Source organism: Bradyrhizobium sp. USDA3010, from assembly GCF_056429065.1.
This window is the reverse complement of the sequence record NZ_JBWJZD010000009.1, coordinates 232,450-258,525: the sequence shown is the minus strand read 5'-3', so window position 1 is coordinate 258,525 and position 26,076 is coordinate 232,450. Positions and strand designations below refer to the sequence as shown.

Annotated in this window: 26 protein-coding genes; 14 read left to right on the top strand and 12 right to left on the bottom strand. The window is 65.2% G+C overall.

Annotated elements, in window-relative coordinates:
• The first annotated feature begins 91 nt into the window (after window positions 1–91).
• On the top strand, window positions 92–694 hold the full coding sequence (locus AC066Y_RS17245) for a TetR/AcrR family transcriptional regulator (RefSeq protein WP_478274903.1): 603 nt from the start codon (window positions 92–94) through the stop codon (window positions 692–694).
• Entirely contained in the window at window positions 694–1,155 is a 462-nt protein-coding gene (locus AC066Y_RS17240; protein ID WP_097675616.1) for a PaaI family thioesterase, read from the top strand. The genes AC066Y_RS17245 and AC066Y_RS17240 overlap by 1 nt, the downstream gene beginning before the upstream one ends.
• A gap of 39 nt (window positions 1,156–1,194) precedes the next feature.
• On the opposite strand, the gene rplI is transcribed toward AC066Y_RS17240, so the two are convergent.
• The 4 genes from rplI to rpsF form a co-directional block, all read right to left on the bottom strand.
• A complete protein-coding gene (gene rplI / locus AC066Y_RS17235) occupies window positions 1,195–1,797 on the bottom strand; it encodes a 50S ribosomal protein L9 (protein ID WP_478274902.1) in 603 nt (200 codons plus the stop codon).
• A 52-nt stretch (window positions 1,798–1,849) separates the two neighbouring features.
• Window positions 1,850–2,818, bottom strand: a complete 969-nt coding sequence (locus AC066Y_RS17230; RefSeq protein ID WP_478274901.1) for a hypothetical protein — start codon at window positions 2,816–2,818, stop codon at window positions 1,850–1,852.
• A 126-nt stretch (window positions 2,819–2,944) separates the two neighbouring features.
• A complete protein-coding gene (gene rpsR / locus AC066Y_RS17225; RefSeq protein ID WP_016844287.1) occupies window positions 2,945–3,184 on the bottom strand; it encodes a 30S ribosomal protein S18 in 240 nt (79 codons plus the stop codon).
• Between the two features lie 6 nt (window positions 3,185–3,190).
• The gene (rpsF, locus tag AC066Y_RS17220; RefSeq protein WP_092113431.1) at window positions 3,191–3,658 is read right to left on the bottom strand and encodes a 30S ribosomal protein S6; all 468 of its coding nucleotides are present in this window, start codon (window positions 3,656–3,658) and stop codon (window positions 3,191–3,193) included.
• 351 nt (window positions 3,659–4,009) lie between these two features.
• Here rpsF and AC066Y_RS17215 point away from each other — a divergent pair, with 351 nt between their 5' ends.
• The 9 genes from AC066Y_RS17215 (at window position 4,010) to gmk (ending at window position 12,795) form a co-directional block, all read left to right on the top strand.
• Window positions 4,010–4,720 (top strand): TetR/AcrR family transcriptional regulator C-terminal domain-containing protein, encoded by a 711-nt coding sequence (locus tag AC066Y_RS17215; protein WP_478274900.1) that lies wholly within the window; start codon window positions 4,010–4,012, stop codon window positions 4,718–4,720.
• The gene (locus AC066Y_RS17210; RefSeq protein ID WP_478274899.1) at window positions 4,717–5,742 is read left to right on the top strand and encodes a fatty acid desaturase family protein; all 1,026 of its coding nucleotides are present in this window, start codon (window positions 4,717–4,719) and stop codon (window positions 5,740–5,742) included. Before AC066Y_RS17215 ends, AC066Y_RS17210 begins: the two co-directional genes overlap by 4 nt.
• Window positions 5,743–5,948: 206 nt before the next feature.
• Window positions 5,949–6,902: an ACP S-malonyltransferase gene (fabD, locus tag AC066Y_RS17205; protein ID WP_212317736.1), complete on the top strand. Its 954-nt coding sequence runs from the start codon at window positions 5,949–5,951 to the stop codon at window positions 6,900–6,902.
• Between the two features lie 21 nt (window positions 6,903–6,923).
• A complete protein-coding gene (gene fabG, locus AC066Y_RS17200) occupies window positions 6,924–7,661 on the top strand; it encodes a 3-oxoacyl-[acyl-carrier-protein] reductase (RefSeq protein ID WP_478274898.1) in 738 nt (245 codons plus the stop codon).
• Window positions 7,662–7,950: 289 nt separating this feature from the next.
• Complete coding sequence (locus tag AC066Y_RS17195) at window positions 7,951–8,190, top strand: acyl carrier protein (protein WP_002716125.1); 240 nt, start codon at window positions 7,951–7,953, stop codon at window positions 8,188–8,190.
• A 96-nt stretch (window positions 8,191–8,286) separates the two neighbouring features.
• Window positions 8,287–9,552, top strand: a complete 1,266-nt coding sequence (gene fabF / locus AC066Y_RS17190) for a beta-ketoacyl-ACP synthase II (RefSeq protein ID WP_478274897.1) — start codon at window positions 8,287–8,289, stop codon at window positions 9,550–9,552.
• Between the two features lie 225 nt (window positions 9,553–9,777).
• Window positions 9,778–11,037, top strand: a complete 1,260-nt coding sequence (gene mltG, locus AC066Y_RS17185; protein WP_456723421.1) for an endolytic transglycosylase MltG — start codon at window positions 9,778–9,780, stop codon at window positions 11,035–11,037.
• A 213-nt stretch (window positions 11,038–11,250) separates the two neighbouring features.
• Window positions 11,251–12,138: a YicC/YloC family endoribonuclease gene (locus tag AC066Y_RS17180; RefSeq protein WP_478274896.1), complete on the top strand. Its 888-nt coding sequence runs from the start codon at window positions 11,251–11,253 to the stop codon at window positions 12,136–12,138.
• Between the two features lie 3 nt (window positions 12,139–12,141).
• Window positions 12,142–12,795: a guanylate kinase gene (gene gmk, locus AC066Y_RS17175; RefSeq protein WP_212317734.1), complete on the top strand. Its 654-nt coding sequence runs from the start codon at window positions 12,142–12,144 to the stop codon at window positions 12,793–12,795.
• Window positions 12,796–12,976: 181 nt separating this feature from the next.
• Here gmk and AC066Y_RS17170 read toward each other — a convergent pair whose 3' ends face one another.
• From AC066Y_RS17170 to lptF, 8 genes are all read right to left on the bottom strand, one after another.
• Window positions 12,977–14,005 (bottom strand): hypothetical protein, encoded by a 1,029-nt coding sequence (locus AC066Y_RS17170; RefSeq protein WP_478274895.1) that lies wholly within the window; start codon window positions 14,003–14,005, stop codon window positions 12,977–12,979.
• 263 nt (window positions 14,006–14,268) lie between these two features.
• Window positions 14,269–15,327 carry an alcohol dehydrogenase gene (locus tag AC066Y_RS17165; protein ID WP_478274894.1) on the bottom strand — a complete coding sequence of 353 codons (1,059 nt, stop codon included), beginning with the start codon at window positions 15,325–15,327 and terminating at the stop codon, window positions 14,269–14,271.
• Window positions 15,328–15,346: 19 nt separating this feature from the next.
• Complete coding sequence (rsmA, locus tag AC066Y_RS17160) at window positions 15,347–16,201, bottom strand: 16S rRNA (adenine(1518)-N(6)/adenine(1519)-N(6))-dimethyltransferase RsmA (protein WP_478274893.1); 855 nt, start codon at window positions 16,199–16,201, stop codon at window positions 15,347–15,349.
• The gene (pdxA, locus tag AC066Y_RS17155; RefSeq protein WP_478274892.1) at window positions 16,202–17,203 is read right to left on the bottom strand and encodes a 4-hydroxythreonine-4-phosphate dehydrogenase PdxA; all 1,002 of its coding nucleotides are present in this window, start codon (window positions 17,201–17,203) and stop codon (window positions 16,202–16,204) included.
• 17 nt (window positions 17,204–17,220) lie between these two features.
• Window positions 17,221–18,129, bottom strand: coding sequence for a SurA N-terminal domain-containing protein (locus tag AC066Y_RS17150; protein WP_478274891.1), 909 nt, complete (start codon window positions 18,127–18,129; stop codon window positions 17,221–17,223).
• A gap of 151 nt (window positions 18,130–18,280) precedes the next feature.
• Entirely contained in the window at window positions 18,281–20,698 is a 2,418-nt protein-coding gene (locus tag AC066Y_RS17145; RefSeq protein WP_478274890.1) for an LPS-assembly protein LptD, read from the bottom strand.
• 77 nt (window positions 20,699–20,775) lie between these two features.
• Window positions 20,776–21,873 (bottom strand): LPS export ABC transporter permease LptG, encoded by a 1,098-nt coding sequence (gene lptG / locus AC066Y_RS17140; RefSeq protein ID WP_478274889.1) that lies wholly within the window; start codon window positions 21,871–21,873, stop codon window positions 20,776–20,778.
• The gene (gene lptF / locus AC066Y_RS17135; protein ID WP_478274888.1) at window positions 21,870–23,036 is read right to left on the bottom strand and encodes an LPS export ABC transporter permease LptF; all 1,167 of its coding nucleotides are present in this window, start codon (window positions 23,034–23,036) and stop codon (window positions 21,870–21,872) included. Before lptF ends, lptG begins: the two co-directional genes overlap by 4 nt.
• A gap of 361 nt (window positions 23,037–23,397) precedes the next feature.
• On the opposite strand from lptF, the gene AC066Y_RS17130 reads away from it, so the two are divergent.
• From AC066Y_RS17130 to AC066Y_RS17120, 3 genes are all read left to right on the top strand, one after another.
• Window positions 23,398–24,900 (top strand): leucyl aminopeptidase, encoded by a 1,503-nt coding sequence (locus tag AC066Y_RS17130; protein ID WP_478274887.1) that lies wholly within the window; start codon window positions 23,398–23,400, stop codon window positions 24,898–24,900.
• A gap of 21 nt (window positions 24,901–24,921) precedes the next feature.
• Window positions 24,922–25,374, top strand: a complete 453-nt coding sequence (locus tag AC066Y_RS17125; RefSeq protein ID WP_478274886.1) for a DNA polymerase III subunit chi — start codon at window positions 24,922–24,924, stop codon at window positions 25,372–25,374.
• Window positions 25,375–25,477: 103 nt separating this feature from the next.
• Complete coding sequence (locus AC066Y_RS17120; protein WP_478274885.1) at window positions 25,478–26,029, top strand: hypothetical protein; 552 nt, start codon at window positions 25,478–25,480, stop codon at window positions 26,027–26,029.
• The last annotated feature ends 47 nt before the right edge of the window (window positions 26,030–26,076 follow it).

Here is a 26,076-nt window from a genome sequence, read left to right as displayed (position 1 = left end):
GCCAACGCCGGGCCGTGAGGTCCGGCGTTATCATTTGACTGCCACTAGAGTAAAACTCTAGAGTATTAATCTAGTCGGGAAGGGAGCAGGGGTGAGTACGGCACGCGACGATCTCCTGGCGGCGGGACTGGCGGTGTTCGACCGCGACGGGTTCGAGGGCGCGACGGTGGCCGAGATCCGCTCCCGCGCCCGTGCGTCCAATGGCAGCTTCTTCCATTTCTTCACCTCGAAGAAGCAGCTCGCCGGAACCCTATTGCTGGAGATCCTGCAGGCCTACCACGCCGCGATCATCACCGCGGTCAACGACACGCACGGCGCCGGCGAGGGCGTTGCGCGGCTGATCCGCGCCCATCTCGATTGGGTTGTGACCTTCAGGCGCGAGGCGCGCTTTCTGTTCGAGATTTCGCGCAGCGAGTGGAGCGAGGAGGTGCGCGCCGCGCAGCGCAGCGAGAACTCGCGGCTCACCGATGGCATCGAGCGCTGGCGCGCGCCGCTGCTCGCGCGCGGCGAGTTGCTGCCGATGAGCGCGACGCTTTTCATCAGCCAGATCATCGGGCCGGCCCAGATCTTTTGCCGCGCCTATCTGTCGGGCCGCCATCCCGGCGACCCGCGCGAACAGGTCGAGACGCTGATCGCCTGCGCGATCCGCGCGGTGGTTGCACCAGGTGCGCCGGAGCGAGCAGGAGGGACGTGATGAACGAGACCGATCCAGACTTTGCGCCCATCGCGACGCGGATTCGCGACAATGTCGGCCGTCAGGGCTTCATGGGTCTTGTCGGTGCTGAGGTGGCCGAGCTGTCGCGCGGCGCGTGCACGCTCGCGGTCGACCGCCGGCCGGAGCTGCTGCAGCAGCACGGCCTGTTTCACGGCGGGGTGACGGCGTTCCTGGTCGACAACGCCACCACGATTGCGGCGGCGACGTCGCGTGGCCAGCCGGCGCTGACGGCCGAGTACAAGCTGAACCTGCTGTCGCCGGCATCGGGCGATCGCCTGATCTGCCGCGCGCGCGTAATCAAGCCCGGACGCCAGGTCGCCGTCGTTGCGGCCGACGTGTTCTGCATCATCGACGGCAAGGAGAAGCATACGGCAACCGCGCTCGCGTCGATCGCGATGCTCGACGATCAGGCGGCTGCACGAATCCAAAGCCCGGCCTGATGGGGCCGGGCTTCAGTCGGTGGAGGGATGAAGAGACGCTTACTTCTCTTCGGCAGCCGGAGCCGGCGCGGCCTCGTCGTCGTGTTGCGCTTCCGGATCGAAGAATTCGCCGGCGGCGGCGAGCGCTTCGGCGGCAGCGTCCTGGTCTTCCTGGCGGGTCGAGATGTCCTCGCCGCGCTTGATCCGCTCGGCCTCTTCGGCGGAGCGGGCGACCGTCACGGTGACGCTGGTCTCGACCTCGGGGTGGACGGCGATGGTCACCTTCTGCTGCCCGATCACCTTGATCGGCGAGTCGAGCCAGACCTGCGGACGCGCAACCGTGATGCCATCGGCGGCCAGTGCGACGACGATGTCGCGCACCGTGACCGAGCCGAACAGCTGGCCGGACTCGGAGGCCTGGCGGATGATGATGATGTCGCGGCCGTCGATCTTCTCGGCGACCACGGTGGCTTCGCCCTTGGCCTTGATGTTGTTGGCCTCGAGCTCGGCCTTCATGCCGTCGTACTTGGCGCGGTTCGCCTCGGTGGCGCGCAGCGCCTTGCCGCGCTTCAGCAAGAAGTTGCGGGCGAACCCGTCCTTGACGCGCACGACTTCGCCCATCTGGCCAAGCTTGGCAACGCGTTCGAGCAGAATGACTTCCATTTTCGTTCTCCTTTAGAGGCTAAGTATCGGGTTTAAGTGGTTGGATCGAATCTCACTCCGCAGGCAGAGGCGGCGGCCGTGTCTGCAGATAGCGTTGGCGCAGTCCGAACACGGCGTCGGCGATGCCGAGCGCGAAGATTGCGACGATCGGCCAGCCGAACATGACGACGACGGCGTAGATGCCGCCGAGCCAGAAGCCGCGATTGGCGAGCGACAGCGTCAGGGTGTGCAGCACGGCGAAGCCGACCAGCGCATAGGCGATCACGAGTGCTGTGGTCACGATCTGCGCCAGCAGCGCAAGCATGCCGCCGGCGAAGCTGACGGCGACCGCGACCGACAACGCGACCAGCGTCATGGCGGGGAGCGCGGTGCTGCGGAGCTCCGGCCACGGCCGGTTCAGCCGCCCGGAGGTTTGTGCGATCTTGCCGGCGAGCCACAGGCTCAGCGTCAGCGTGACCATCGCGAGGATTGTTGCGGCGAGGGGCGCGAGGATCACCAGCACGTCGACCAATCGCTCGATCTCACCGCTGGGCAGCCCTTCGCCAGCGCTCAACACCTTAAGCAGACCGCGCCGCAAAGTACCGGTGACTGTGTCGGCATCCGAGCCGAGCGTGAGCAGCGCGGCGGTCGTGGTGATGATGGCGAAGGCCGCGACCCAGAGCAGGATACGGCCGACGGGGTACCATTCAAGCGCAGGCGGCTGCTGGGCTATGCTGTCGCCGGCTGCGCCCGCGATCGGCCGTCCGAGCAGCGCGAGGTGGCCGAGCCACCAGCCGGGCAGGGCGACCATCATGGCAAACGCGATGCAATAGGGGAGTCCGAAGATCGCGCCGAGCACGGAGGCGGCAGCGACACCGCCGATGGCTGCGGCAAGCGGTCCCCAAGCGAGCGCCGACACCATCAGCGGCAGCGGCGCAAGAAAGTACAGCAGCAACGAGATCAGCGCGCCCGAACTGATCGAGGCGAACATCAGCGCCGACGCGGCGCCGGCGGCAAGTGCAACAATGAGGATCGCGATCATCAGCTGTCCCGCTCCTTTCGAGCGGTTAGAGGCACTCTGTCGAGAACCCCAACCATCGGCGACCGGACGACCCGGAAGCCTTATGAGAATGAGCGGCCGGCGGCGCGTGCCGCCGGCCGGAAACGGTTAGCGAATAACGTAGGGCAGCAGGCCGAGGAAGCGCGCGCGCTTGATGGCGCGGGCGAGCTCACGCTGCTTCTTGGCGGACACGGCCGTGATGCGGCTCGGCACGATCTTGCCGCGCTCGGAGACATAACGCATCAGCAGCTTGGAATCCTTGTAGTCGATCTTCGGCGCATTCGCGCCCGTGAACGGGCAGGACTTGCGGCGACGGAAAAACGGACGGCGGGCACCAGCATCAGCCATGATTCATTACTCCTCGGTCGCAGCTTCTTCTTCGCGCGGACGGCGCGGGCCACGATCGCCGCGGAAGCCGCCGCCATCGCGATCACCACGGAAGCCGCCTTCGCGGTCGCCGCGGAAGCCACCGCCACGGTCATCGCGCTCGCGGTCACGGTCGGCCTTGCGCATCATCGCGGACGGGCCTTCCTCGTGCTCTTCGACGCGCACGGTGAGATAGCGGATGACGTCTTCGCTGATCCGCTCCTGGCGCTCGATCTCGGTGACGACAGCCGACGGTGCGTCGATGTTCATCAGCACGAAATGCGCCTTGCGGTTCTTGTTCATGCGGTAGGTGAGGGAGCGCACGCCCCAGCTCTCGGTCTTGGTGACCTTGCCGCCGCCCTGTTCGACGATACCCGTCATCTGGGCCGTCAGTTCATCCACCTGCTGGGTGCTCGCATCCTGACGCGCGAGAAAAACATGCTCATAAAGAGGCATGGTTGTCCTTTCCTGTGTTGGCGCGGGTTCCGGCGACAAGCCCTTCGAGACCTTCGGAAAGGACTCGAGCTGCTCAGAAGGCGGGAGCACGGGACGACGGGCCGACTGGCCCTGCCACATCAAAATCAACGGGTGAATTTGCTGAGACCGTCCGTTCAGCTCCCGGCCGGAGCCCACGAATGGGCGCGTTATACGGATTTTGGCCGCGAAGGCAAGGGTCCGCGAAAGGTTCTCGGCCTTGCGAATTTGCGAGCGGTCGTAGCCGCTCGGGCCGCCTGGCGCAACTTTCGACGATTTCCGGTTGATTTCTTTGTTTGTATGTCATACAAATATCTGACGGGAGGAAGATCGATGGGTTCGGAGACCGCCAGCGGCATGTCTGCGCCCGATCCGAAGCACGCGGTCCGCGCGACGCGGTCGGCGGGGCGCAAGATGCGCTCGCTGTTGCTCGATGCCGCCAGCCGCCTGTTCAAGGAGCGCGGGCTCTCGGGCACGTCGATCTCCGACATTGCCGCAGCCGCAGACGCCTTTCCGAGCCAGATCACCTATTACTTCCGCACCAAGGAAGCGCTGTTCGTCGAAGCCGCCAGCCGCGACATGCTTTACCTGGCGCGCGCGACCGAGCAGGCTGCCCTGAAGGCCCACACGCCGCGGGATTACACCCACGCCTTGGCCGAGACCGTGACAGCGACCGATACGGTCGCCTTCTTCGCCGAGGCGCTGACGCTGACACGGCGCCGCCAGGACCTCGCGCCTTTGGTCGAGCGCACCATCGAGCGTCTGCACAGCGAAGGCGCGCGCGCCTACGCGGACCAGGTCGAGCGACATGGCTGGCGCTCGCTGCGGGCGCCCGAAGAGAGTTCGCGGCGGTTCTGGGCGACTGCGATCGGCGTGATCGTCGAAGGTTTTGCGACGGGCCGCGGCGCCGAGGAGATGTGCCGCGAATTGCTGCGCGCGCTCGGCGAGCAGGCGACATCGACGTCGGCCAATGATGGATCGCGGCTGCGCCTGGTCGGCGATCATGATCATTCACCCTCAACGGACGGGGAGACGAACTCATGACCGCGCTACGCATGCGTGCCCGCGATTTCCTCACCGAGGATGAACTGGTCGCCGTCCGGCAACGCACGACGTGGAAGGGCGCAGCCCTGATCGTGCACGCCTGGGCGCTGATCCTGGGCGCGATTGCGCTGGTTGCGTGGTGGCCCAATCCGCTGACCTATCTGCTGGCGGTTGCGATCATCGGCTCGCGCCAGCTCGGGCTTGCCATCCTGATGCATGACGGTGCGCATGGCTGTCTCTCGGCGAACGAGAACACCAATCTCACGCTGAGCCAGTGGTTCTGCGCCTATCCGATCTTCGCCGAAACCCGCGGCTATCGCCGCTATCATCTGCAGCATCACGCCCGGACGCAGCAGGAGGATGATCCGGATCTGGTTCTGTCGGCACCGTTTCCGATCACGAAGATGAGCTACCGCCGGAAATTCCTCCGCGATATCACCGGGCAGACCGGCTACCAGCAGCGCAAGGCGCAACTGCTCAACGCGATCGGGCCGAAAGAGTGGCCGCTATCGCAGCGCGCCGCCAACTTCCGGCAGAAGCTCGGGCCGCAATGCGTCGCCAACGCGCTGCTGTTCGCAGGCCTAGCCGCCGCGGGCGTGTGGTGGGCCTATCCGCTGTTGTGGCTGGTGCCGCTGCTGACCTGGATGATGGTGATCACGCGGATCCGCAACATTGCCGAACATGCCGTCGTGCCCGACAGTGCCGATCCCCTGCGCAATACCCGCACGACGCGGGCCAATGTCCTCGAGCGGCTGTTCATCGCGCCGTACTACGTGAACTATCACCTCGAGCATCATCTGCTGTTCTATGTGCCCTGTTACAACCTGCCGCGCGTCCACCGCATCCTGAGCGGAAGCCGCTACGCCGACCGGATGGAAGTCCAGCCGGGCTATGCCGCGGTGCTGCGGCTGGCGACCGCCAGGCCCAATCGGGAAGACCGCCCGGGCCAACTGGTCAACAGCGCCCGCCGGGCGAGGGCCGGCGCCGAGGTTAACGCCGACCAGAATGCCGGTGGATTCTAGCCGGAGCCGGCCCCGGCATCCCCAGGGTTCCGCGCGCGCGGCTTGACATCGCGCCCCCCATCAGTGTCTTACGGCCCGGTCCGAGGCCGGTTGCAAGGCAGGGTCCGGACCCGCTGTGGCGCGTTTCGCGCGACGGGATACCGTTTTCCCCTGCGGCAGGCGCGGCGCTTGCGCGGGGATCACGCTCAACAAGGTAGGGAGCGCCGATGACGGCAGCATTCACGTTTCCCGGGCAGGGCTCGCAGGCGGTTGGCATGGGCAAGGCCCTGGCCGACGCCTTTCCGGTCGCGAAGGCCGTGTTCGACGAGGTCGATTCCGCGCTGGGCGAGAAGCTGACCGCGATCATCTGGGATGGTCCGGGCGAGACATTGCAGCTGACGGAAAATGCCCAGCCGGCGCTGATGGCGGTCTCGATCGCCACGTTGCGCGTGCTCGAGAGCGAAGCCGGCTTCTCGGTCGGCCGCAACGCGGCCTTCGTTGCCGGGCACTCGCTCGGCGAGTATTCGGCGCTTGCCGCCGCCGGCAGCCTGACCGTCAGCGACACCGCGCGGCTGCTGCGCACCCGCGGGCTTGCGATGCAGAAGGCGGTGCCGGTCGGCGCCGGTGCGATGGCCGCGCTGCTCGGCCTCGATTACGAGGCGGCGGTCGCGGTCGCCAATGAGGCGGCGCAGGGCCAGGTCTGCCAGGCCGCCAACGACAATGGCGGCGGCCAGGTGGTGGTCTCGGGCGACAAGGCGGCCGTCGATCGCGCGGTGGAGATTGCGAAAACCAAAGGGGCAAAACGCGCCATGCTGCTGCCGGTGTCGGCGCCGTTCCACTGCAAGCTGATGCAGCCGGCGGCCGATGCGATGGCAGAGGCGCTGTCCGGCGTCACCATCAAGGCGCCCGCGGCGCCGCTGGTGTCCAACGTGCTGGCTTCCGCCATCACCGATCCCGACGAGATCCGCCGGCGCCTGGTCGAGCAGGTCACGGGGACGGTTCGCTGGCGCGAGTCGGTTGCCTATATGGCAGGCCAGGGCGTGACGCGGTTCTTCGAGATCGGCGCCGGCAAGGTGCTGAGCGGTCTCGTCAAGCGCATCGCCGATGGCGCGGTCGGCGTGTCCGTCGGCGGCCCGAACGATATCGCTGCAGCCAAGGACGCGCTGGCAGCATCGGCGTAAAGCAGCCGGAAGGAGAATTCGATGTTTGACCTGACTGGCAAGACGGCGCTCGTGACGGGCGCAACCGGCGGCATCGGCGGCGCGATCGCGCAGGCGCTGCATGCGCAGGGCGCGACGGTCGCGATTTCGGGGACACGGCGCGAGGTGCTGGACGGCTTCGCGGCCAAGCTCGGCGGGCGCGTTCATGTGCTGCCGTGCAATCTCTCCAGCAAGGATGACGTCGAGGCGCTGGTGCCGGCGGCGGAAGCCGCGATGGGACAGGTCGACATCCTGATTGCGAATGCCGGCATCACCCGTGACAACCTGTTCGTGCAGCTGCGCGACGAGGATTGGGACGACGTGATTGCGGTCAATCTGACCGCGACATTCCGCCTGGCGCGCGCGGCGACCAAATTGATGATGCGCAAGCGCTTCGGCCGCATCATCGCGATCACCTCGATCGTCGGCGTCACGGGCAATCCGGGACAGGGCAACTACACCGCGTCGAAGGCCGGCATCATCGGCCTGATCAAGACGCTGGGCGCCGAATACGCCAAGCGCGGCGTGACCGCGAACTGCATCGCCCCGGGCTTCATCAAGACGCCGATGACGGATGCGCTCAACGACAAGCAGCGCGAAACCATCCTGGCGAAGGTTCCTGCGGCGCGGCTCGGAACGCCCGAGGACATCGCTGCGGCAGCGGTCTATCTGGCCTCGAACGAGGCCGCCTACGTCACCGGACAGACGATTCACGTCAACGGCGGCATGGCTATGATTTGAGCTGGTTGCTGGCTCTCGCAATGCGGCGAAAAGCCGTTTTCGGGAGCCGGTTCAGGCGTGTAGTCAAGGCTTGGGAAGTATGATAGCTGAACCCCCCATGGATGGGCAAAGAACGCCATTGCAGGATTTTGAAACCCTGTATATTGGCGTGGCGACGCCTGCCGTTCGCCGGGGCTTTAGTCGGCTACGACCGGGCCGAATCAAGACTATGCGCGACTGAGTAATCGAGACGACCACGATGGCTCGTATCGTCTTGGGGTCGGGTCCAATGGAACAACGAGGTTGAACGATGAGTGAGATTGGCGAGCGGGTTAAGAAGATTGTGGTCGAGCACCTTGGTGTCGAACCCGAGAAGGTGGTCGATAGCGCGAGCTTCATCGATGACCTCGGCGCCGACAGCCTCGACACGGTCGAGCTCGTGATGGCTTTCGAAGAAGAATTCGGTTGCGAGATTCCGGACGACGCTGCGGAGACGATTCTGACCGTGGGCGACGCGACCAAGTTTCTTGAGAAGAACGCGAAGAGCTGACGCCGATCGCGAAGTTGACGGGGCCGGACGGACCGTGTTCGAGCGGTCCCCCGGCTTCTTATTATTAGCCGCGCATTGCCGGCCGGAGACGTGGAAATGAGACGAGTTGTCGTCACGGGGCTGGGCATGCTTACACCGCTCGGCTGCGGCGTTGACGCAACTTGGACGCGCATCCTCGCCGGAGAGAGCGGCGGCAAGAAGATCGACACCTTCGAAGTGTCCGACCTGCCGAGCCAGGTCGCCTGCTACATTCCGCGCGGCGACGGCTCTGGCGGCACCTTCAATCCCGATCAGTGGATGGAGCCGAAGGACCAGCGCAAGGTCGACGACTTCATCCTCTACGCGATGTGCGCGGCCAGGCAGGCGCTCGACGACGCCAATTGGCATCCGAAGTCCGATGAGGACCAGTTCGCGACCGGCACGATGATCGGCTCCGGCATCGGCGGCCTCACCGGCATTGCCGAGACCGCGGTGCTGCTCAAGGAACGTGGACCGCGCAGGGTCTCTCCCTTCTTCATTCCGGGCCGCCTGATCAATCTGGCGTCCGGCTACGTCTCGATCGAGCACGGCCTGAAGGGCCCCAACCATTCGGTCGTCACGGCGTGCTCGACCGGCGCGCACGCCGTCGGCGATGCAGCGCGGCTGATCGCGCTCGGCGACGCCGACGTGATGCTCGCAGGCGGCGCCGAATCGCCGATCTCCCGCATCGGCATCGCAGGGTTTTGCGCGGCGCGTGCGCTGTCTACCGGCTTCAACGACACGCCGGAAAAGGCATCGCGGCCCTACGACAAGGATCGCGACGGCTTCGTGATGGGCGAGGGTGCCGGCGTCCTCGTGCTCGAGGAATACGAGCACGCCAAACAGCGTGGTGCGAAGATCTATGCCGAGGTCACCGGCTACGGCCTGTCGGGCGATGCCTTCCACATCACCTCGCCGCCGCCGGACGGCAATGGCGGCTTCCGCAGCATGAGCATGGCGCTGAAGCGCGCCGGCCTTGTCGCATCCGATCTCGACTACATCAACGCGCACGGTACCTCGACGCAGGTCGGCGACGAGATCGAGCTCGGCGCGGTCGAGCGTCTGCTCGGCAACGCGGCTTCGAAGGTTTCGATGTCGTCGACCAAGTCGGCGACCGGACATCTGCTCGGCGCGGCCGGTGCAATCGAGGCGATCTTCGCGGTGCTCGCGATTCGCGATAATGTGGTGCCGCCGACCATCAATCTCGACAATCCGTCGGTGCAAACGGCGATCGATCTTGTGCCGCATACGTCGCGCAAGCGTGACGTGAATGTGGCGCTGTCCAATTCCTTCGGTTTCGGTGGCACAAACGCCTCCGTGATCGTGCAGCGCGTGACCAATTAGTAGGTCGTTAGAGCGTTTTCGAGCGAAGTGGGTACCGGTTCGCGTGAAGAAAACGCGTCAAAATAAGAATCCAAAGTCCCGTTCCGATGTGATCGGAGCGGGACTTTAGAACTAGTCCACCGTTTTGCCGTATTCCGCGGTGACTCCTAATAGCGGGCGTATGCTATTGGCAGGGCAGGGGTTTGTCCGGCCACGATTCAACCGGCAGGATATTGGTTTGCATCGATGAGTGAGAGGCCGCCCATTTCACCAAGGAGTCCACGTGCCGCGCTGGAGCCCGAACAGGTTCCGCCGCCGCCCAAGCGCTCGGATCGTGCCCGCAATCCTTTCGTGATCGTCGGCAATGCCATCTTCACCATCCTGATCATCCTGATGATCGGCGCCGGCGCCACCTACTACTACGGCAAGCAGACGCTGGAATCGCCGGGGCCGCTGCAGGAAGACAAGATCGTCAACATCCCCGCGCGCGCGGGCAAGCGTGACATCGCCGACGTGCTGTCGCGCGAGGGGGTGATCAACGTCAATCCGTGGGTCTTCATCGGCAGCGTGTTTGCGCTGAAGGCGAGCTCCGATCTCAAGCCAGGCGAATACTCGTTCCAGAAGAATGCCAGCCTGCGCGATGTCATCGCCACCATCGTCGACGGCAAGGTGGTGCAGCACGCCATCACCATTCCCGAAGGTCTGACCTCGGAGCAGATCGTGACGCGGCTCTCCGACAACGACATCTTCACCGGCTCGGTGCGCGAGATCCCGCGCGAGGGCACGCTGTTGCCGGAGACCTACAAATTCCCGCGCGGCACCACGCGCGACCAGGTGATCCAGCGCTTGCAGCAGGCGCAGAAGCGCGTGCTTGCCGAGATCTGGGAACGCCGCAACACCGATTCGCCGCTGAAATCGCCGGACCAGCTGGTGACGCTGGCCTCGATCGTCGAGAAGGAAACCGGCCGCGCCGACGAGCGCAGCCGTGTCGCCGCCGTGTTCGTCAACCGCCTGCGGCAGAGGATGAAGCTGCAGTCCGATCCGACCATCATCTACGGATTGGTGGGCGGCAAGGGAACGCTGGGGCGTCCGATCAAGCGCAGCGAGATCACGCAGCCGTCGCCCTACAACACCTATGTGATCGACGGCCTGCCGCCGGGACCGATCGCCAATCCCGGCCGCGCCTCGCTGGAGGCGACCGCCAATCCGGCGCGCACGCGTGACCTGTTCTTCGTTGCCGACGGCACCGGCGGCCACGCCTTTACCGAAACCTACGACCAGCACGCCAAGAACGTCGCCAAGCTGCGCGCGTCGGAAAAGCAGATCCAGAACGACACCGTCGAGCCCGCGGATGATCCGGCGCCCGCCGCCGCGGCGCCCGGCGCGGCCGACACCAATCCCACGGCGGCCACGCCGCCGAAGCCCACCAATCAGAAGAAACCGCCGCGCAGCGGTCGCCAGGGCGCAGCCCAGCAGACCAGTTCGCCGCCCGTTGTGCAGCGCTAAAGCGTGATGCGATCATCGCGCTTTAGCTTCTTGTTCGAGCATAGTGTTTCGGAAATCCGCTTCACACTTTTCCGGACCTTGCCGTAGCTCTGCATTTCCCGAAGGTGGACGTAATTCCACTTTCACGGAATCCGTTTTAAGGTTGCACCGGCTGCCCGCGAGTCACGTCGTCTCCGGGTGCGTCCCATATCCTTCTGTTGGAGAGTTCACGCGATGGCGCTATCGAGCATGACCGGCTTTGCCCGAAGCCATGGCGCGAGCGGTCCCTATACGTTCGAGTGGGAGCTGAAGTCGGTCAACGCCAAGGGCTTTGACCTGCGATTGCGGCTGCCGCCGGGCTGGGACGAACTGGACGCCCTCGCCAAGAAGCGGGCCGGCGAGTTGCTGGCGCGCGGCACGGTCTACGCCAACCTCAGCGTCAAGCGCACCGATGCGGCGCAGACCATCCGGATCAATGAGGACGTGCTGGCCGCGGTCGTGAAGGTCGCAGGTGAGCTCGCGCAGCGGATCGACGCGGTGGCGCCGAGCATCGACGGATTGCTCGGCATCAAGGGTGTCATCGAGGTGGTCGAGCCTGACAGCAACGAGGACGAGGACAAGGCGGCGCGCGAGGCGGCGGCGAAGGCCTTCGAGCAGGCGCTCGGCAGCCTCGTCGAGATGCGCCGCCGCGAGGGCGATGCGCTGGGCCAGATCCTGATGCAGCGCATGGACGAGATCGAGCGGCTCGCCAAGCGCGCCGAGACGGCTCCCGGCCGCAAGCCCGAGGCGATCAAGGCCCGGCTTGCCGAGCAGATCGCGGCGCTGCTGGAGACCTCCGATCGCTTCGATGCCGACCGGCTGAGCCAGGAGGCGATCCTGATCGCCACCAAGGCCGATATCCGCGAGGAACTCGACCGCATCGCCTCGCACATCGCCCAGGCGCGCGAGATGATCGGCAAGGGCGGACCGGTCGGGCGCCGGCTCGACTTCCTCGCCCAGGAGTTCAATCGCGAGGTCAACACCTGCTGCTCGAAGTCGAACGACGTCGAGCTGACCAATACCGGGCTCGAAATGAAGAACGTGGTCGAGCAATTCCGCGAACAGGTCCAGAATCTGGAGTGAACGATGACGGCGCAGGGTTTTGACGGCGTTGAGCGGCGCGGACTGATGTTCGTCCTGTCGTCGCCCTCGGGCGCCGGCAAGACGACGCTGTCGCGCATGCTGATCGACCGCATGCCGGGTCTGAAAATGTCGGTGTCGGCGACCACGCGGCCGAAGCGGCCGGGCGAGGTCGAGGGGCGCGACTATTTCTTCGTCGACAAGACGAAATTCGAGGCGATGGCCAAGCAGGGCGAACTGCTGGAATGGGCCACCGTGTTCGACAACCGTTACGGCACGCCGCGCGCGCCGGTCGAGGCCGCGCTCGCGGCCGGCGAGGATGTGCTGTTCGATATAGACTGGCAGGGCACCCAGCAATTACGCGAGAAGGCGCGCGCCGACGTGGTCAGCGTCTTCATCCTGCCGCCGTCAGCCGCCGATCTCGAGAAGCGGCTGCACACCCGTGCGCAGGATTCCGAGGAGGTCATCCGCGGGCGGATGAACCGCGCCACCCATGAGCTGAGCCACTGGGCGGAATACGACTACATCGTCGTCAACCAGAACGTCGACGACGCCTTTGCCGAGGTGCAGTCGATCCTGAAGGCCGAGCGTCTCAAGCGAGAGCGCCGCACCGGCCTCACCGAGTTCGTCCGCGGCCTGCAGCGTCAGCTCGAGAAGTAGCTTGCCGAGAAGTAGCTTGCCGGACCGTGATGCGATCCGCGGATCGCATCACGCCTCATCTGCTTTCTTGAGCGCGCTCTAGAGCATTTTCGGTTCTGATTGAATCAGAACCGAAGCTCTAGATTCTTGTTTTGACGCGTTTTCTTCACGCGAACCGGTGTCCACTTCGCTCGAAAACGCTCTAGTTCGCCGCGCTGCGCGCCAGCCGCTGCAGCATCGCCGCGATCTGCTTGTTGTCCTGCTCGGTTTGATCTGCCTCGCGCGGCGTATCGCGGCGAGCAACCGGCGTCTCGGCGCGGCGCGGAACCGGTGTCTCTGAGCGGCGCGGGGTCGCCTCCGACAGGCGCAGCGGGCGGTCGCGGCTGACCACCGCCATCGGCGGCGCCGGCTCGGTGTGGAGAGAATCCCAGGGCGCACGCCATTCGTCGCTGATCTGGTAGGGCGGCGTACGCGTGCGGGTCAGGCGGAACACCAGCGCGCTGACCAGGCCGGCCAGCACCAGCGCGCCGACCATCACGATCAGCAGCATCTGCGTCGAGGACGACGACTTCTCGGCGGACGCCTCCGCTGTCACGGGGGCGGCCGGTGCCGGCGCAGCCGCCTGTTGCGGCGTCGCATCGGCCTGTGCGACCACGGTCGGCTGGTCTGCGGCGTGCCGGGTTCCGTTGGTTCCGGCCATGCTCGATGCATCCAGCCATCGGGCGTTCACCTCCGACGCCTGGGCGTTCGTGCCTGGCGCCGTCGGATCGGTCGCCGCTACCGCACCGCCGGCTTGACCGGCGGCATGGGGCGCGACCGGTGCTGTTGCGGCCTGCGGTGAGGGCCATTCGGCATGGGCATCGGCGACGGACTTGCGCATAGCCGGCTGTGGCGGCGCCGGCTGGCTCTGCGGCGGCTGTGCGTCGGCCGTTGCTGTGTCGGGCGCGGCCGCGGGCTGCTGCTGCGTGGTCGCGGTCCTGGCAACAACCTTGTTCTTGGCGTCACCGAGGTACCAGCATTTCTTTTGGGTGCTGCGGTCGAGGTGATAGAACCAGTGGCTTCCCGCAGGCGCGGTTCCCTTCGGCGCGGACTGACAGGTGTCGGCCGTCTTGGCATTCGTAGTATTGGTGCTCGCCGTATTGGCGGCGGTCTGGGCCATGGCCGTGAAGTTGGCACCAGCCAACATGCTGACGGCAAGCGCCGCAGCGAATTTCGCTGAACGATTTGACATACGCGTCCCCGGTATTCTTTTTTACGCAAACGCTGGTGACGCCAATCTCGGTAAAGAGTTGGGTCGCAATGCGCCGCAAATCCGGAGCGGGTAGGGCTTAATTGAGGCTCGCGGCGGACCGCAATTGCGGCGGCCGGAAGGCTGGAACGCGGGCTGAACGAATGCTTCGTTCGGCTGTCAGGTTCCGCAGGACCAAAGCGCGCGTTGCTGCTGCGAGACCATTACGTCCCGCCGGCGATCGCAACGCCAGCGGGACGTCTTCGTCAGTTCTTCAGGACGATGCGTCCCACGACCTTGCCGGCGCGCAGCTCATCGATCCATTTCTGGACGTCGGCCATCGGCTCTTCCTTCATCGGCGCCGGCTTGATCTTGCCGGCCCGGGCGAGCGCCATCAGCTCCTGGCCTTCGGCCAGCGTGCCCACCATGAAGCCTTCGATGGTCATGCGCTTGTAGACCCATTGCACCATCGGCAGCGTGAACTGGCCGCCCATCAGGCCGGACACCACGATCTTGCCGCCGCGTGCGACCGTCGACACCGCAAACGCCATCGACTTCTCGTTGCCGGCAAAGTCGACGACGCCGTCGAAGCCGCCGTCGCTCTCCTTCAGCATGCGCTTGACGACATCGGGCTCAGCGGGGTCGTAGGCCGCCGCCGCACCATTCTTCAACGCGGTCTCGCGCGCCGCCGGGCTGAGATCGGCAACCGTGATCGGCTGCTTGAACATCGCCTGTGCGAACGACAGGCCCATCATGCCGACGCCGCCGAGCCCGATCAGCAGCAAATTGCGCTGACGCGGACGATCGACCAGGCGCTTCAGCGCGCCATAGGCCGTGACGCCCGAGCACATCAGCGTGGCGGCCTGATTGACCGGCAGCGGATCGTAATCGAGCAGGTATTTCGCGTCGGGCACCAGCACGTGGGTGGCAAAGCCGCCGTCGATCGAGACGCCGAGGAAGCGCTGCTTGGCGCAGAGATTCTCGTCGCCGGCGAGACAGTCGCGGCACTGGCCGCAGCCGATCCAGGGGAAGACCGCCTTCTTCGTTCCGACCAGATCCTTCGACGCATCGGGACCGACCTCGTCGACGACGCCCGCGATCTCATGGCCGAGCGTGAAGGGCAGCGTCATGCCGCGGGTGGTGTCGAGCTTCTTGCCGCCGCCGAGATCGGCGTAACCGTCCTGGATGTGGAGATCGGAATGACAGAGGCCGCAGCGCTCGATGCGAACGAGCACTTCGCGTCCCTGCGGCTTGGGCGTGTCGACGATGGTTTCGCACAGCGGTGCATCGAACTTGACGAGGGATTGGCGAACCATACGCGCCATTACGTTTTCTCCTGATGTTCTATTTTGTGGACCGTATATCGGCCAATTCCCTGGCCATGGCAACAAAGCCCGTGACCGGAATGGTTTCGGCGCGCCGCGTCGCGTCGACATCGGCTGCGGCAGCAAGCCGCGCCGGATCGACCGACAGCGACTTCAGGCTCTGGCGCAGCATTTTGCGGCGCTGGCCGAAGGCAGCGGCGGCCACCTGCTCGAGCATGCGGCGGTCACACGGCTCCGGCGCGGCGCGCGGTATCATTCGTACCACCGAGGAGGTGACCTTCGGCTGCGGCACGAAGGCTGCGGGCGAAATGTCGAACAGGATCTTGGTCTCGGCGCGCCAGTTGGCGAGCACCGCGAGCCTGCCATAGGCTTCCTCGTCCTCATGGGCGACGATGCGCTCGGCGACCTCGCGCTGGAACATCAACACCATGGTGTCGTACCAGGGCGGCCACGGCTCGATCGACAGCCAGTCGACCAGCAGCTGGGTTGCGATGTTGTAGGGCAGGTTGGCGACGATCTTGGCCTTACCGCCATCGAGCAAGGGGCGCGGATCAAAGTGCTGCGCGTCGCCATGCACGATCTCGATGCGGCCTGGATAGCGCTTGACGATGTAGTCGAGTGCATCGATCGCGCGTTCGTCGCGCTCGATGGCGATGACGCGCTTGGCGCCCATCGCAAGCAGTGCGCGCGTCAGTCCGCCGGGGCCGGGCCCGACCTCGATCACGGTCGAGTCTTCCAGCGAGCCCGCGGCACGGGCAATGCGTGCGGTGAGATTGAGATCGAGCAGGAAATTCTGGCCGAGCGATTTGCGCGCCGACAGCGAATGCTCGCGAATGATGTCGCGCAGCGGTGGCAGATCGTCGATCGCGCTCACTTAGCTTGATGCCGCGGCCATGCGCGCGGCGAGCCGGAGCGCGGCAATCAGGCTCGAGGGATTGGCCTTGCCGGTGCCCGCGATATCGAACGCGGTACCGTGATCGGGCGATGTCCGGATGAAGGGCAGGCCCAGCGTGACGTTGACGGCGTCCTCGAACGCGACGGTCTTGATCGGGATCAGCGCCTGATCGTGATACATGCAGAGCGCGCAGTCATAGGTCTTGCGCGCGGCTGCGTGGAACATGGTGTCGGCCGGCAACGGGCCGCGGGCGGCAATGCCGTCGCGGCGCAGGATCTCGACCGCGGGCGCGACGATCTCGATGTCTTCCATGCCGAGCGTGCCGTCTTCGCCGGCATGCGGGTTGAGGCCGGCGACGGCAAGCCGCGGCGAGGCGAGGCCAAACCGCACCTTCATGTCGGCGACCAGTATCCGCGCGGTCGACACGATCAGGTCGGTCGACAATTGCGCCAGCGCCTCGCGGACCGAGACATGGATCGTCACCGGGACGACGGCGAGCGCCGGCGACCACAGCATCATCACCGGCTGCGGCGCGGGCCCGCCGCGGGCGGCAAGCTCGGCGAGGAATTCGGTGTGGCCGGGATGGCGGAAGCCGGCGCGGTACAACACGTTCTTGGCGATCGGATTGGTGACGACGGCGCTGGCCTTGCCCGAGGCGACGTCGGCGACGGCCTGACGGATCGACGCCAGCGCGGCATCGGCGCTCGTTCCGTCGGGCTTGCCCGGTCGCGCCGTCGCCGCCTTGCCGGTCGCAACGACGGGCAGGGCCCGTGCAAATGCCGTGGAGGCCTCCTCGGCGTTGACCTCGGCAAACTCGACGGTGAGCCCGAGCGTCCTGGCGCGCTCGGCCAAAGCCGCGCGGTCACCGAGCAGATAGAACGGCGGAAGATCGAGTTCGCGGCGGCGCAGCCACGCGGCGAGCGTGATGTCGGGGCCGATGCCTGCGGGCTCGCCGGATGTCAGTGCGAGAGGTTGAGCCATGCGTCAACGATAGTCGATCATCGCCCGCCTGGATATTCGATCATCGCGGCTTTCCGGACTTCCTGCAGGTAGGCCTTCGACTTCGCCTCGTACTTCTGCACGTACATCTTGTCCCGCATCTCACGCTTCTTCGGCGTGTCCACGGTGGTTGCCTTCCGGCCGCAGAGGGCAACCATTTCGATGCCCTGCTTGGTGAGTTCGGGAGGGGTGAGGTGGCCGACCGGGGTCTTGTCCAGGATGTCGCGCAGCGCCTGCGGCAGGTCGGCCGACGTCTTGACGACGATCTCGCGGATCGCGGCGTTGCGCATCGACTTGAAGAAGGTGTTGGCTTCCTCGCAGGAGGTCACGCGCTCGCGCAGGGTGTCCGCTTCCTTGCGGCGGTTCTCGAATTCGGATTGCGGAGAGCCGCGGGGGACGATCAGAACGACCGGCTGCATCCGGTATTCGAACGCTTCGGCGTCGGGAGCATCACCGGTCTCCTTGACCGCGGTGGCGACGTCCTTTTCGCCGACCTGCAGGCTTTCCTTGAAGCGGCCGCGGACTAGGCTGGTCCAGACCATGTCGGCCCTGATGCGTTGCTTGAGCGTATCGGGGCGGATGCCCTTGCTCTCGAGGACCTTGGTCAGCTGGTCGTTGTTCAGCCGCATCCGTTGCGCCATGCCGCCATAGGATTGCTCGATATCATTGGCGGTGGGATCGACGCCGAATTTCTTGGCTTCCTTGATCTTCAGCTTCTCGTCGATCAGCTCCTCGAGGATCGCCTTTCGATCGGGATTCTTGCCGCCGGTCAGGCCGTTCAGCTTGGCCCGCTGCTCGACGTCGAAATTGGTGATGGGTTCGCCATTGACCATCACGGCGATGGTCTGGGCATGCAGTCGCGCACCGCCCCCCAACAGGAGGAAAAGAGCCAGCAAGGAACTCAACATGAGCGAATTGCAGCGCGTTGGCAGGCTAGCGGTCGTTATTGTGGTCATGTCAGCCGTTTAAACCAGTTCAAGCCGGGGCCACAGGCCCGCGGGCAATACAAGCCCCCAATTCAAGCCCCCAATACAAGCGCCTTGGCAGGCCCCTTGCTCGCTACTGCATGCCAGCCGAACTGCTGGTCGTGGAGGTCTGGGCGATCGTCCGCAGCCCGATCTGGAACATGAACGCGTGGCTGAGGACGGGCGGCTGCGAGCCGGCCTGATAGGTATAGGACGTGATGTAGTTCGCAGCCAGCACGAAGCAGTCGTCCACATAGCCCGCGCCGACGGCATACTGGTTGATCTTGTTCGCTTCAAGGTCCCAGCGCGCCGCACCCTGAACCACCCAGTTCGACGCCACCTTGACCGATCCGCTGGTGAGGATGCCCTCGCGGCGCGTCAGGTAGCCGAGTTCCGGCTGCGCTGCATAATCGCCGTAGGTCACGGCGACCGACCAGCGGTCGAAATTCGCGCTCGCCGTGGCCTCGAACCGGTTGATGTTCCAGGTCGCTTCATCCATCCGCGAGCGGACGCTGAAGGTGTAGGTACGGTTGGGCGAATAGGCGAGGCTCGCGACATAGTCCGAGCGCGGGTTCTGCAGTCCGGAGTCGAGGCCGGTGTTGGTGACGTCGGCGACCGCGAACGAGTTCAGCCCGAACATCTGGTAGGACTGTCCGAACATCCCCTTGATGCTGCCGCCGCGGTCGAACTGCGTGGTGGCCTGCACGCCGACATTGGCGCGGCTGCCGCCCTCGACGCGGTCGTAGCCGGAGAACTTGTCGACCGCGAACAGGTTGCTGGTGTCGAACACCAGGCTCTGCGCGTCCTCGTTCGGAAGCTTGCCGGCATTCGGCTCGTTGGGCCGGATGATGACCTGCGCGATCGGCTCGACGGTGGTCGTGCCCCACGGCTGCACATTGATGAAGGGGTAGCGGTATTCGAGGCCGACGGTCGGCATGAAGCGGACCGTCTGGGTGTCGCCGACCGGCAGGAAGTTGGAAACGCCCGGCTGATTCGAGATGTCGGCGTTGATCGCATCGGCGCGGACGCTGGCGAACGGCGTCCAGATCTCGCCGAGCGGGTCGGTGTAGGACTTGCGCCACTGCGCCTCGGCCGTCAGCCTTGTGTAGGTGCCCGGCATGCCGCGCAGCAGGCACTGCGAGGGGGTTCGCGCCATCGGATCCGCGGACGTGGTCAAGCACAGGCCGTTGGTGTTGGCGGTCGTCGTGATCGGATCGAACACCGCGGTTTCGCGGGTCAGGTTGACGAAGTTCATCCTGTAGCTCAACTCGCCACCCAGGATGTTGCTGTTGATCACGTTGTTGTAGTCGATCACGGGCGCGACCACCGGGACCTGGTTCTGGTTGCCCGAGTAGCTGAGATAGTAGATCGCGCGCGCGTCGAAGAAGCTGCGGTTGCCGACGCCGGTCAGATAGAGCTGCGAGATCGCTTCCGTCGGCAGCGACAGGAACGAACCGAACGGATCCTTGTACTGGGCGAGCCGGTAGTCGGACATGAAGAAGTAGTCGGACAGCACGACGCCGTCCCAGCCCCAGACCCATTTGTCGTTCAGCGCGAACTGGCCCTTGGTGTCGACGCCCCAGCGGAATTGGCGGTCGCCAGGCTGGCCCTTGAAGGCGTCCTGATCGAGCTGATCGATGCCGTAAAGCCGGATCTGATAAGAGCCGTCCACGAAGCGCTGGCGGAATTCAGTCTGCATCAGCACGCCCTGCTTCGAGGTGATGCGCGGACTGAAGGTCGCGTCCATGTCGGGCGCGATCGCCCAATAATACGGGATTTCGACGCCGTAGCCGAACGCCGTGTAGCTGGTGAAGCCCGGCATCAGGAAACCGCTCTTCCGCTTCACGGTCGGATCGGGCGTCGAGAAGTAGGGCAGATAGGCCATCGGAACGCCGAAGAATTCGAGCTGGGCGTTCTCGAAATACAGCATCTTCTCGGTCTGGTTATGGATGATGCGCGCGCCCTTGACCTGCCAGAGCGGCGGCTTCTTCGGATCATCCTTACAGGGTGCGCAGGCGGTATAAACGCCGTTGTCGAACACCGTGTAATTGCCGCTGGACCGATCGGCGCGGGTCGCCGCCATGCGGGTCTGGTCTTCGGTGTCGACGCGCAGCGAATCGACGAACCCGTCGCGGTAGTCGTCGCTGAGATCCAGGATGTTGGCGTAGGTGATCTTGCCTTCCGCATCGGTCATGCGGATGTTGCCTTCGGCATGAAGACGCTTGGTCTTCTGGTCGTAGATGACCTTGTCGGCCTCGACGCTGGTGCCGTTGTAGAACATCTGGACGTTGCCGACGGCCGAGATGCGGCTGTTGTTGTAGTCGTAATCGACCTCGGTCGCCTGAACGAGCATCTGCCCGTCATTCTTGGCCGGCGGGCGGACCGGCTTCGGCGGACGCGGATTGTAGGTGAATGCCTGCGCTGAAGCCGGCGTCGACGCGACGACGTCGAGCGCGCTGACCACGACGAACGCGGCAAGGAGAGCAGAAATCGAAACGCCAAACGCGGCCATGCGGCTCCGTTGACGGCGCAGGGCACTGCGCCGCCCGGATACAGGCGACCTCAACTGGCGGGCGGCGACGGTAGCCACTACCCGTCCTCCTGGTACAGCAAGGCTAAGAAACCGGTGAGGCTACCCACAACGACAGGCAACCACGCCGCAGCGATGGGATGCATCAACTCAGCCTTGCTCAAATCTTCAGTTACTTTCGACAGGACGTAGAGCAGAAAGCCTGCGCCCACGCCACTCAAAACCATCTTCTGCACGCCGCCCATCCGGAAGAAGCGGAGGCTCACAGAAGCCGCCAACATCACCATCGCAGCCAGCAAAAACGGCTGTGCGATTAGCTTGTGATACTGCAAGCGATAGCCAGCCGTCGCGAACCCCGAGCTCTCCGACGAACGGATGTAGTTCGGCAGTTGCCAAAAGGACACAGTTTCGGGGGTGGAGAAACTGTTGCGCACCTGTGCTGGTGTGAGGGTGGTGGTCAGGTAGAAGGTGTCCTGGTCCACCGGAGCCTTGTCGAGGGTGTATCGGCGTACTCCCATGAACGCCCAGCGGCCTTCTTCGAGCGTCGCTTCGCGGGCCTCGATTCGTTCCTTGAACTGCAGCGCCGTATCGAATCGGAACACCGTGAGGCCGGTCAGCCGGATGCCCTGCTGCTCGCTGCGGGCCGCATTGATGATCGCCTGACCTTCGTCGTTGATCTGGTTGAGCCAGAATCCGGACGCGTCCTGGATGCCGCCGCCCGGCGCCGAGCCGAACAACTCGGCCTCCATCCGTTTGGAGAGCTCGCGCAGATTGGCCGACACCGGATTGTAGGCGGTGGTCGCGAAGATGCCGAGCACGATCGCACTGACCAGCGCCGGCGAGATGAATTGCCAGGCCGAGACGCCGGCGGCGCGTGCCACGACCAGCTCCAGCCGCCGCGACAGCGCGAGATAGCAGGTCATCGCGCCGATCAGCACGCAGAACGGCATCAGTTTCTCGAGCAGCTGCGGCACGCGGAACAGCGAGGTTTCCGCGACCGTGATCGCGGAGGCCCCGGCGAGGCTCGACGTCTTGCGTACCATCTCGATGTAGTCGACCAGCACGAGCAGCACGAAGATGCCCGCGAACACGCCCACCGCCGCGACGACGAAGCGGCCGGCGAAATAACGCCCGAGCGTATTTGTGACCATGCTCATGCGGTGGCGGGCCTCCGGAAGAGGCGCGCAATGCGCTCGTTGTTCCGGTTGATCGCTTCCATCAATGCCGCCGGCGGTTCGACGACCACACCGCCGACGATCATCCAGATCCCGACGCCGATGCCGGCGAACAGCATCAGGTATTGCACCAGGGCCGCCAGCGGCGTCTTCACCGCCATGACGGAGCAGGCGAATCCGACCATGCGCAGGCCGAACACCGCGAATACCGAGCCGCCGATCGAGAAATTGCGGCTTTGGCGCGTGGTGCGCGGCGCGCCGAGGAAGGCAAAGGTGAGGGCCGCGAACACAAACGGATAGATCGGCGCCATGAAGCGATCATGCAGCTCCGCGAAGAACTGGCCCGACAGCTGCTGATAGGTCTGGTCGTTCTCGTCCGGCCACATCAGTTCCCAGAGATAGCGCTCGCGAATTCCGAGCGTGACGTCGCGGCCCTGCGAGAATTTAGACATGTCGAAGGCGTAGCGCTGAAACACCACCAGCGTCGGATCGCGCTTGCCGACCTCGAATCGCTCGAGATTGCCGTCCTCCAGCACGAGATATGAGCCGCTCTCGTTCTTCAGCACGGTGCCGTGGTCGGCCACGATGGTGACGCGCTGCTGCGGATCGCGGCGATCGTCGACGAAAACGCCGCCGAGCACGCCGCCGGGCAGGCGCTCGCGGATGCGAATCGTCAGGTTCTGATCGAGCTGGGCGAAGCGGCCGGGCTGCAGGATGTTGGTCAGCACGTCGGCGGTGATCTCGGCATCCCACTGCTTGATTCGGCGCATGCCGTCGGGGGCGAGATAGGCGCCGATGAAGGCGACCAGCGCCGCCACCACGCAGGTGGCGAAGAAGAAGGGCCGGAACAGCCGGAACGGCGAGAAGCCCGCCGCATTCATGACGATGATCTCGGAATCGGTCGCCAGCTTGTTGAGCGTGTGCGAGATCGCGATCATCAGCGCGATCGGGGCGATGATCAGGACCAGGGCAGGAATCACGAGGCTGGTGATGCCGAGGAAGGTGAGGATGGTCTGACCCTGGCTGGTCATCAGGTCGATGCCGCGCAACGCCTGGGTAATCCAGATCACGCCGGTAAGGCTGACCAGGACAAGCGCAAACGACGCCAGCGTCGTTTTGAAGATGTACTTGTCGATCGACCCCATCGCTACCGCACGGCCCCCTTGGCGCAACCAAACGCACGGCTTTCGACCAATCCCGTCAACCCGGGTTCCCCTATGGTCGAGCCGCGGACTCGTCCGGCTCACTCTCTGTTCACAATCTCACTACCATCCCTTTGATCCGTCAACAAAATGGCCGGGCCAAGGCACGCTTAATTTATGGTTAATTAATCGCTTTTGTGGCCTTCCGGCCACTCCGGCGCTTGGCAGCGGCGCAGCCGGCAGGTCATAGTGTGCCACAAGCCCGGTCCGGGTCGCTCCGGACCGCCATCGCAATGCTCACCCCCGCGTGCCGGAAGGGCCGCCTCAGGCCCGAGCAACACCCTGAGTTCTGGAGGATTTTCCTATGCCCGACGCCGTCAAGGTCGGCTTCGTCCCGTTCTCCGCGTCCGCCCGCGGCATTCTGGTCGCCTTTTGCGACGAGCAATTGAAGCTGGGAGCCGCCACCCGGAAGGCGCTGGGAGCTGCCGCCGAGACCGTCAAGCGGGCCGCAGCCGCCAACCAGTTCAAGGGCAAGAGCGGGGCGGCGCTGGACATCCTGGCGCCGGAAGGAATCAAGGTCGACCGGCTGATCGTGATCGGCACCGGCAAGGTAGCCGACCTCAAGGAGAAGGATCTGCTCAAATTCGGCGGCGTGGTGGCCGGCAAGCTCAACGCCGGTAGCGGCGCGATGACCGTCCTCGCGGAGCTGCCGGATGCCGCAATGACAGCCGTCCAGGCGGCGACGATCGCGACCGGCATCCGGCTGCGCGCCTACAAGTTCGACCGCTACAAGACCAAGAAGAAGGACAGCGAGGACGGCACCGTACGTGCCGACGTCTCGATCGCGGTCGACGACGTCGCTTCTGCCAGGAAGGCGTTTGCGCCCGAATCGTCCATCGTCGACGGCGTGAACCTGGCGCGTGAGCTCGTCAACGAGCCGCCGAACGTGCTGTACCCCGAAGAGTTCGCGCGCCGCGCCAGCCAGCTGCGCAAGCTCGGCGTCACCGTCGAGGTCCTCGACGTCAAGGCGATGACCAAGCTCGGCATGGGCGCGCTGCTTGGCGTCGGGCAGGGCTCGGTGCGGCCCAGCCGCACCGTGATCATGCGCTGGAACGGCGGCAAGAAGAGCGAGGCGCCGGTCGCATTCGTCGGCAAGGGCGTCTGCTTCGACACCGGCGGGATCTCCATCAAGTCGGCCGGCGGCATGGAGGATATGAAGGGTGACATGGGCGGCGCGGCCTGCGTGGTCGGGCTGATGCACGCGCTCGCGGCGCGCAAGGCCCGCGTCAACGCGGTCGGCGCCATCGGCCTTGTCGAGAACATGCCCGACGGCAACGCGCAGCGTCCGGGTGACATCGTCACCTCGATGTCCGGCCAGACCATCGAAATCATCAACACCGACGCCGAGGGGCGCCTCGTGCTCGCCGACGTGCTCTGGTACGTCGCCAAGAAGTGCAAGCCGAAGTTCATGGTCGATCTCGCGACGCTGACCGGCGCGATCATGGTCGCGCTCGGCACCGATCACGCCGGCCTGTTCTCCAATAATGACGAACTCGCCGAGCGCCTCGCCAAGGTCGGCCTCGAGACCGGCGAGAAGGTGTGGCGGATGCCGCTCGGTCCCGAATACGACAAGCAGATCGACTCGCAATTCGCCGACATGAAGAATACCGGCGGACGCAATGGCGGCTCGATCACGGCCGCGCAATTCCTGCAGCGCTTTGTCGACGGCACGCCCTGGGCGCATCTCGACATCGCCGGCACCGCGATGGGCGCGCCGAAGACCGAGATCAATCAGAGCTGGGGCTCGGGTTACGGTGTCCGGCTGCTCGAGCGGCTCGTCTCCCAGTATTATGAAGCCAGGAAATAATAATAGAGTGTCGGCCGGCGCATGACCGAGGTTCTGTTCTACCATCTGCAGAACATGACGCTGGAAAGCGTGCTGCCGCCGCTGCTCGAGAAGTCGCTCGAGCGCGGCTGGCGGGTGGTCGTGCAGTCGACATCGCAGGAGCGCGCCGAGACGCTCGACGCGCATCTGTGGACCTACAGCGACGATTCATTCCTGCCGCATGCGAGCTCGCGGGTCGCCGACGCGCAGGACCAGCCGATCATCCTGTCGGTCGACGAGGACAATCCGAATCGGGCCAATGTCCGATTCCTGGTCGACAACGCGGCGCTTCCGGCCGACTGCGACAGCTACGAGCGCCTGGTCCTCGTGTTCAACGGCGACGACCCCGACGCGGTGGCTTCGGCGCGGGAGAGCTGGACCGCCTCCAAGGCACGCGGCTTCGAGGTCACCTATTGGCAGACCGACGAGCGGGGACGCTGGCAGCGGCGCCAATAGCGATATCGATGAATTAATGATAATTCGACGTTTCCTCGGGCGGGTCACGGTCATGCCGCAAAGTGATGTTCGGACAAGCCCTTAGGTAGAGGGGTTAGGAGCCTTGTCGATCGTGCGTGACGGAACATTCAGTCGGAAGTCGCTGCTGGCGTTGCTGGTCCTTGCACCTGGCCTTGCCGGCTGCTCGGGCGCGTCCGACATCTTTTCGCGTGACGCGGATTGGTTCTCGCGCCCTGGACGGGTGTTCATCCGCAACATCTCGATCGAATCGCCGCCGCTGACGCCGGACAAACCGGTGACCAACGACGATCTCGTCAGCGCCGACGGAAGCTGTCCCGGCATGGCGCCGCGAGCGGGTGCCACCGACGCGAACGCGCAGGCTGGCGGTGCGCCACCGCCGCAGCCGACCGGCGGCAGTGTCGCACTCGGCCACACTGAATGCGACGTCGTGCGCGGCATCGGCGCCCCCGACAGCGTCAACCTGTCCAGCGGGCCGGGCGGCGAGCGCGTCGCGGTCGTGACCTGGTCGCGCGGCGCGCGCGCCGGTATCTATACGTTCTCCTCAGGACGCCTGACGTCGGTCGAGCGCGGCCCGGATGCTGCGCCGGAGCCGAAGCCCGCGAAACCGAAGAAGAAAAAGGCTGCGCACGGTTAGGGCATTTTCGCCGCAGCGACAGCTCGATGCCTGCAGGCGCGGGCATG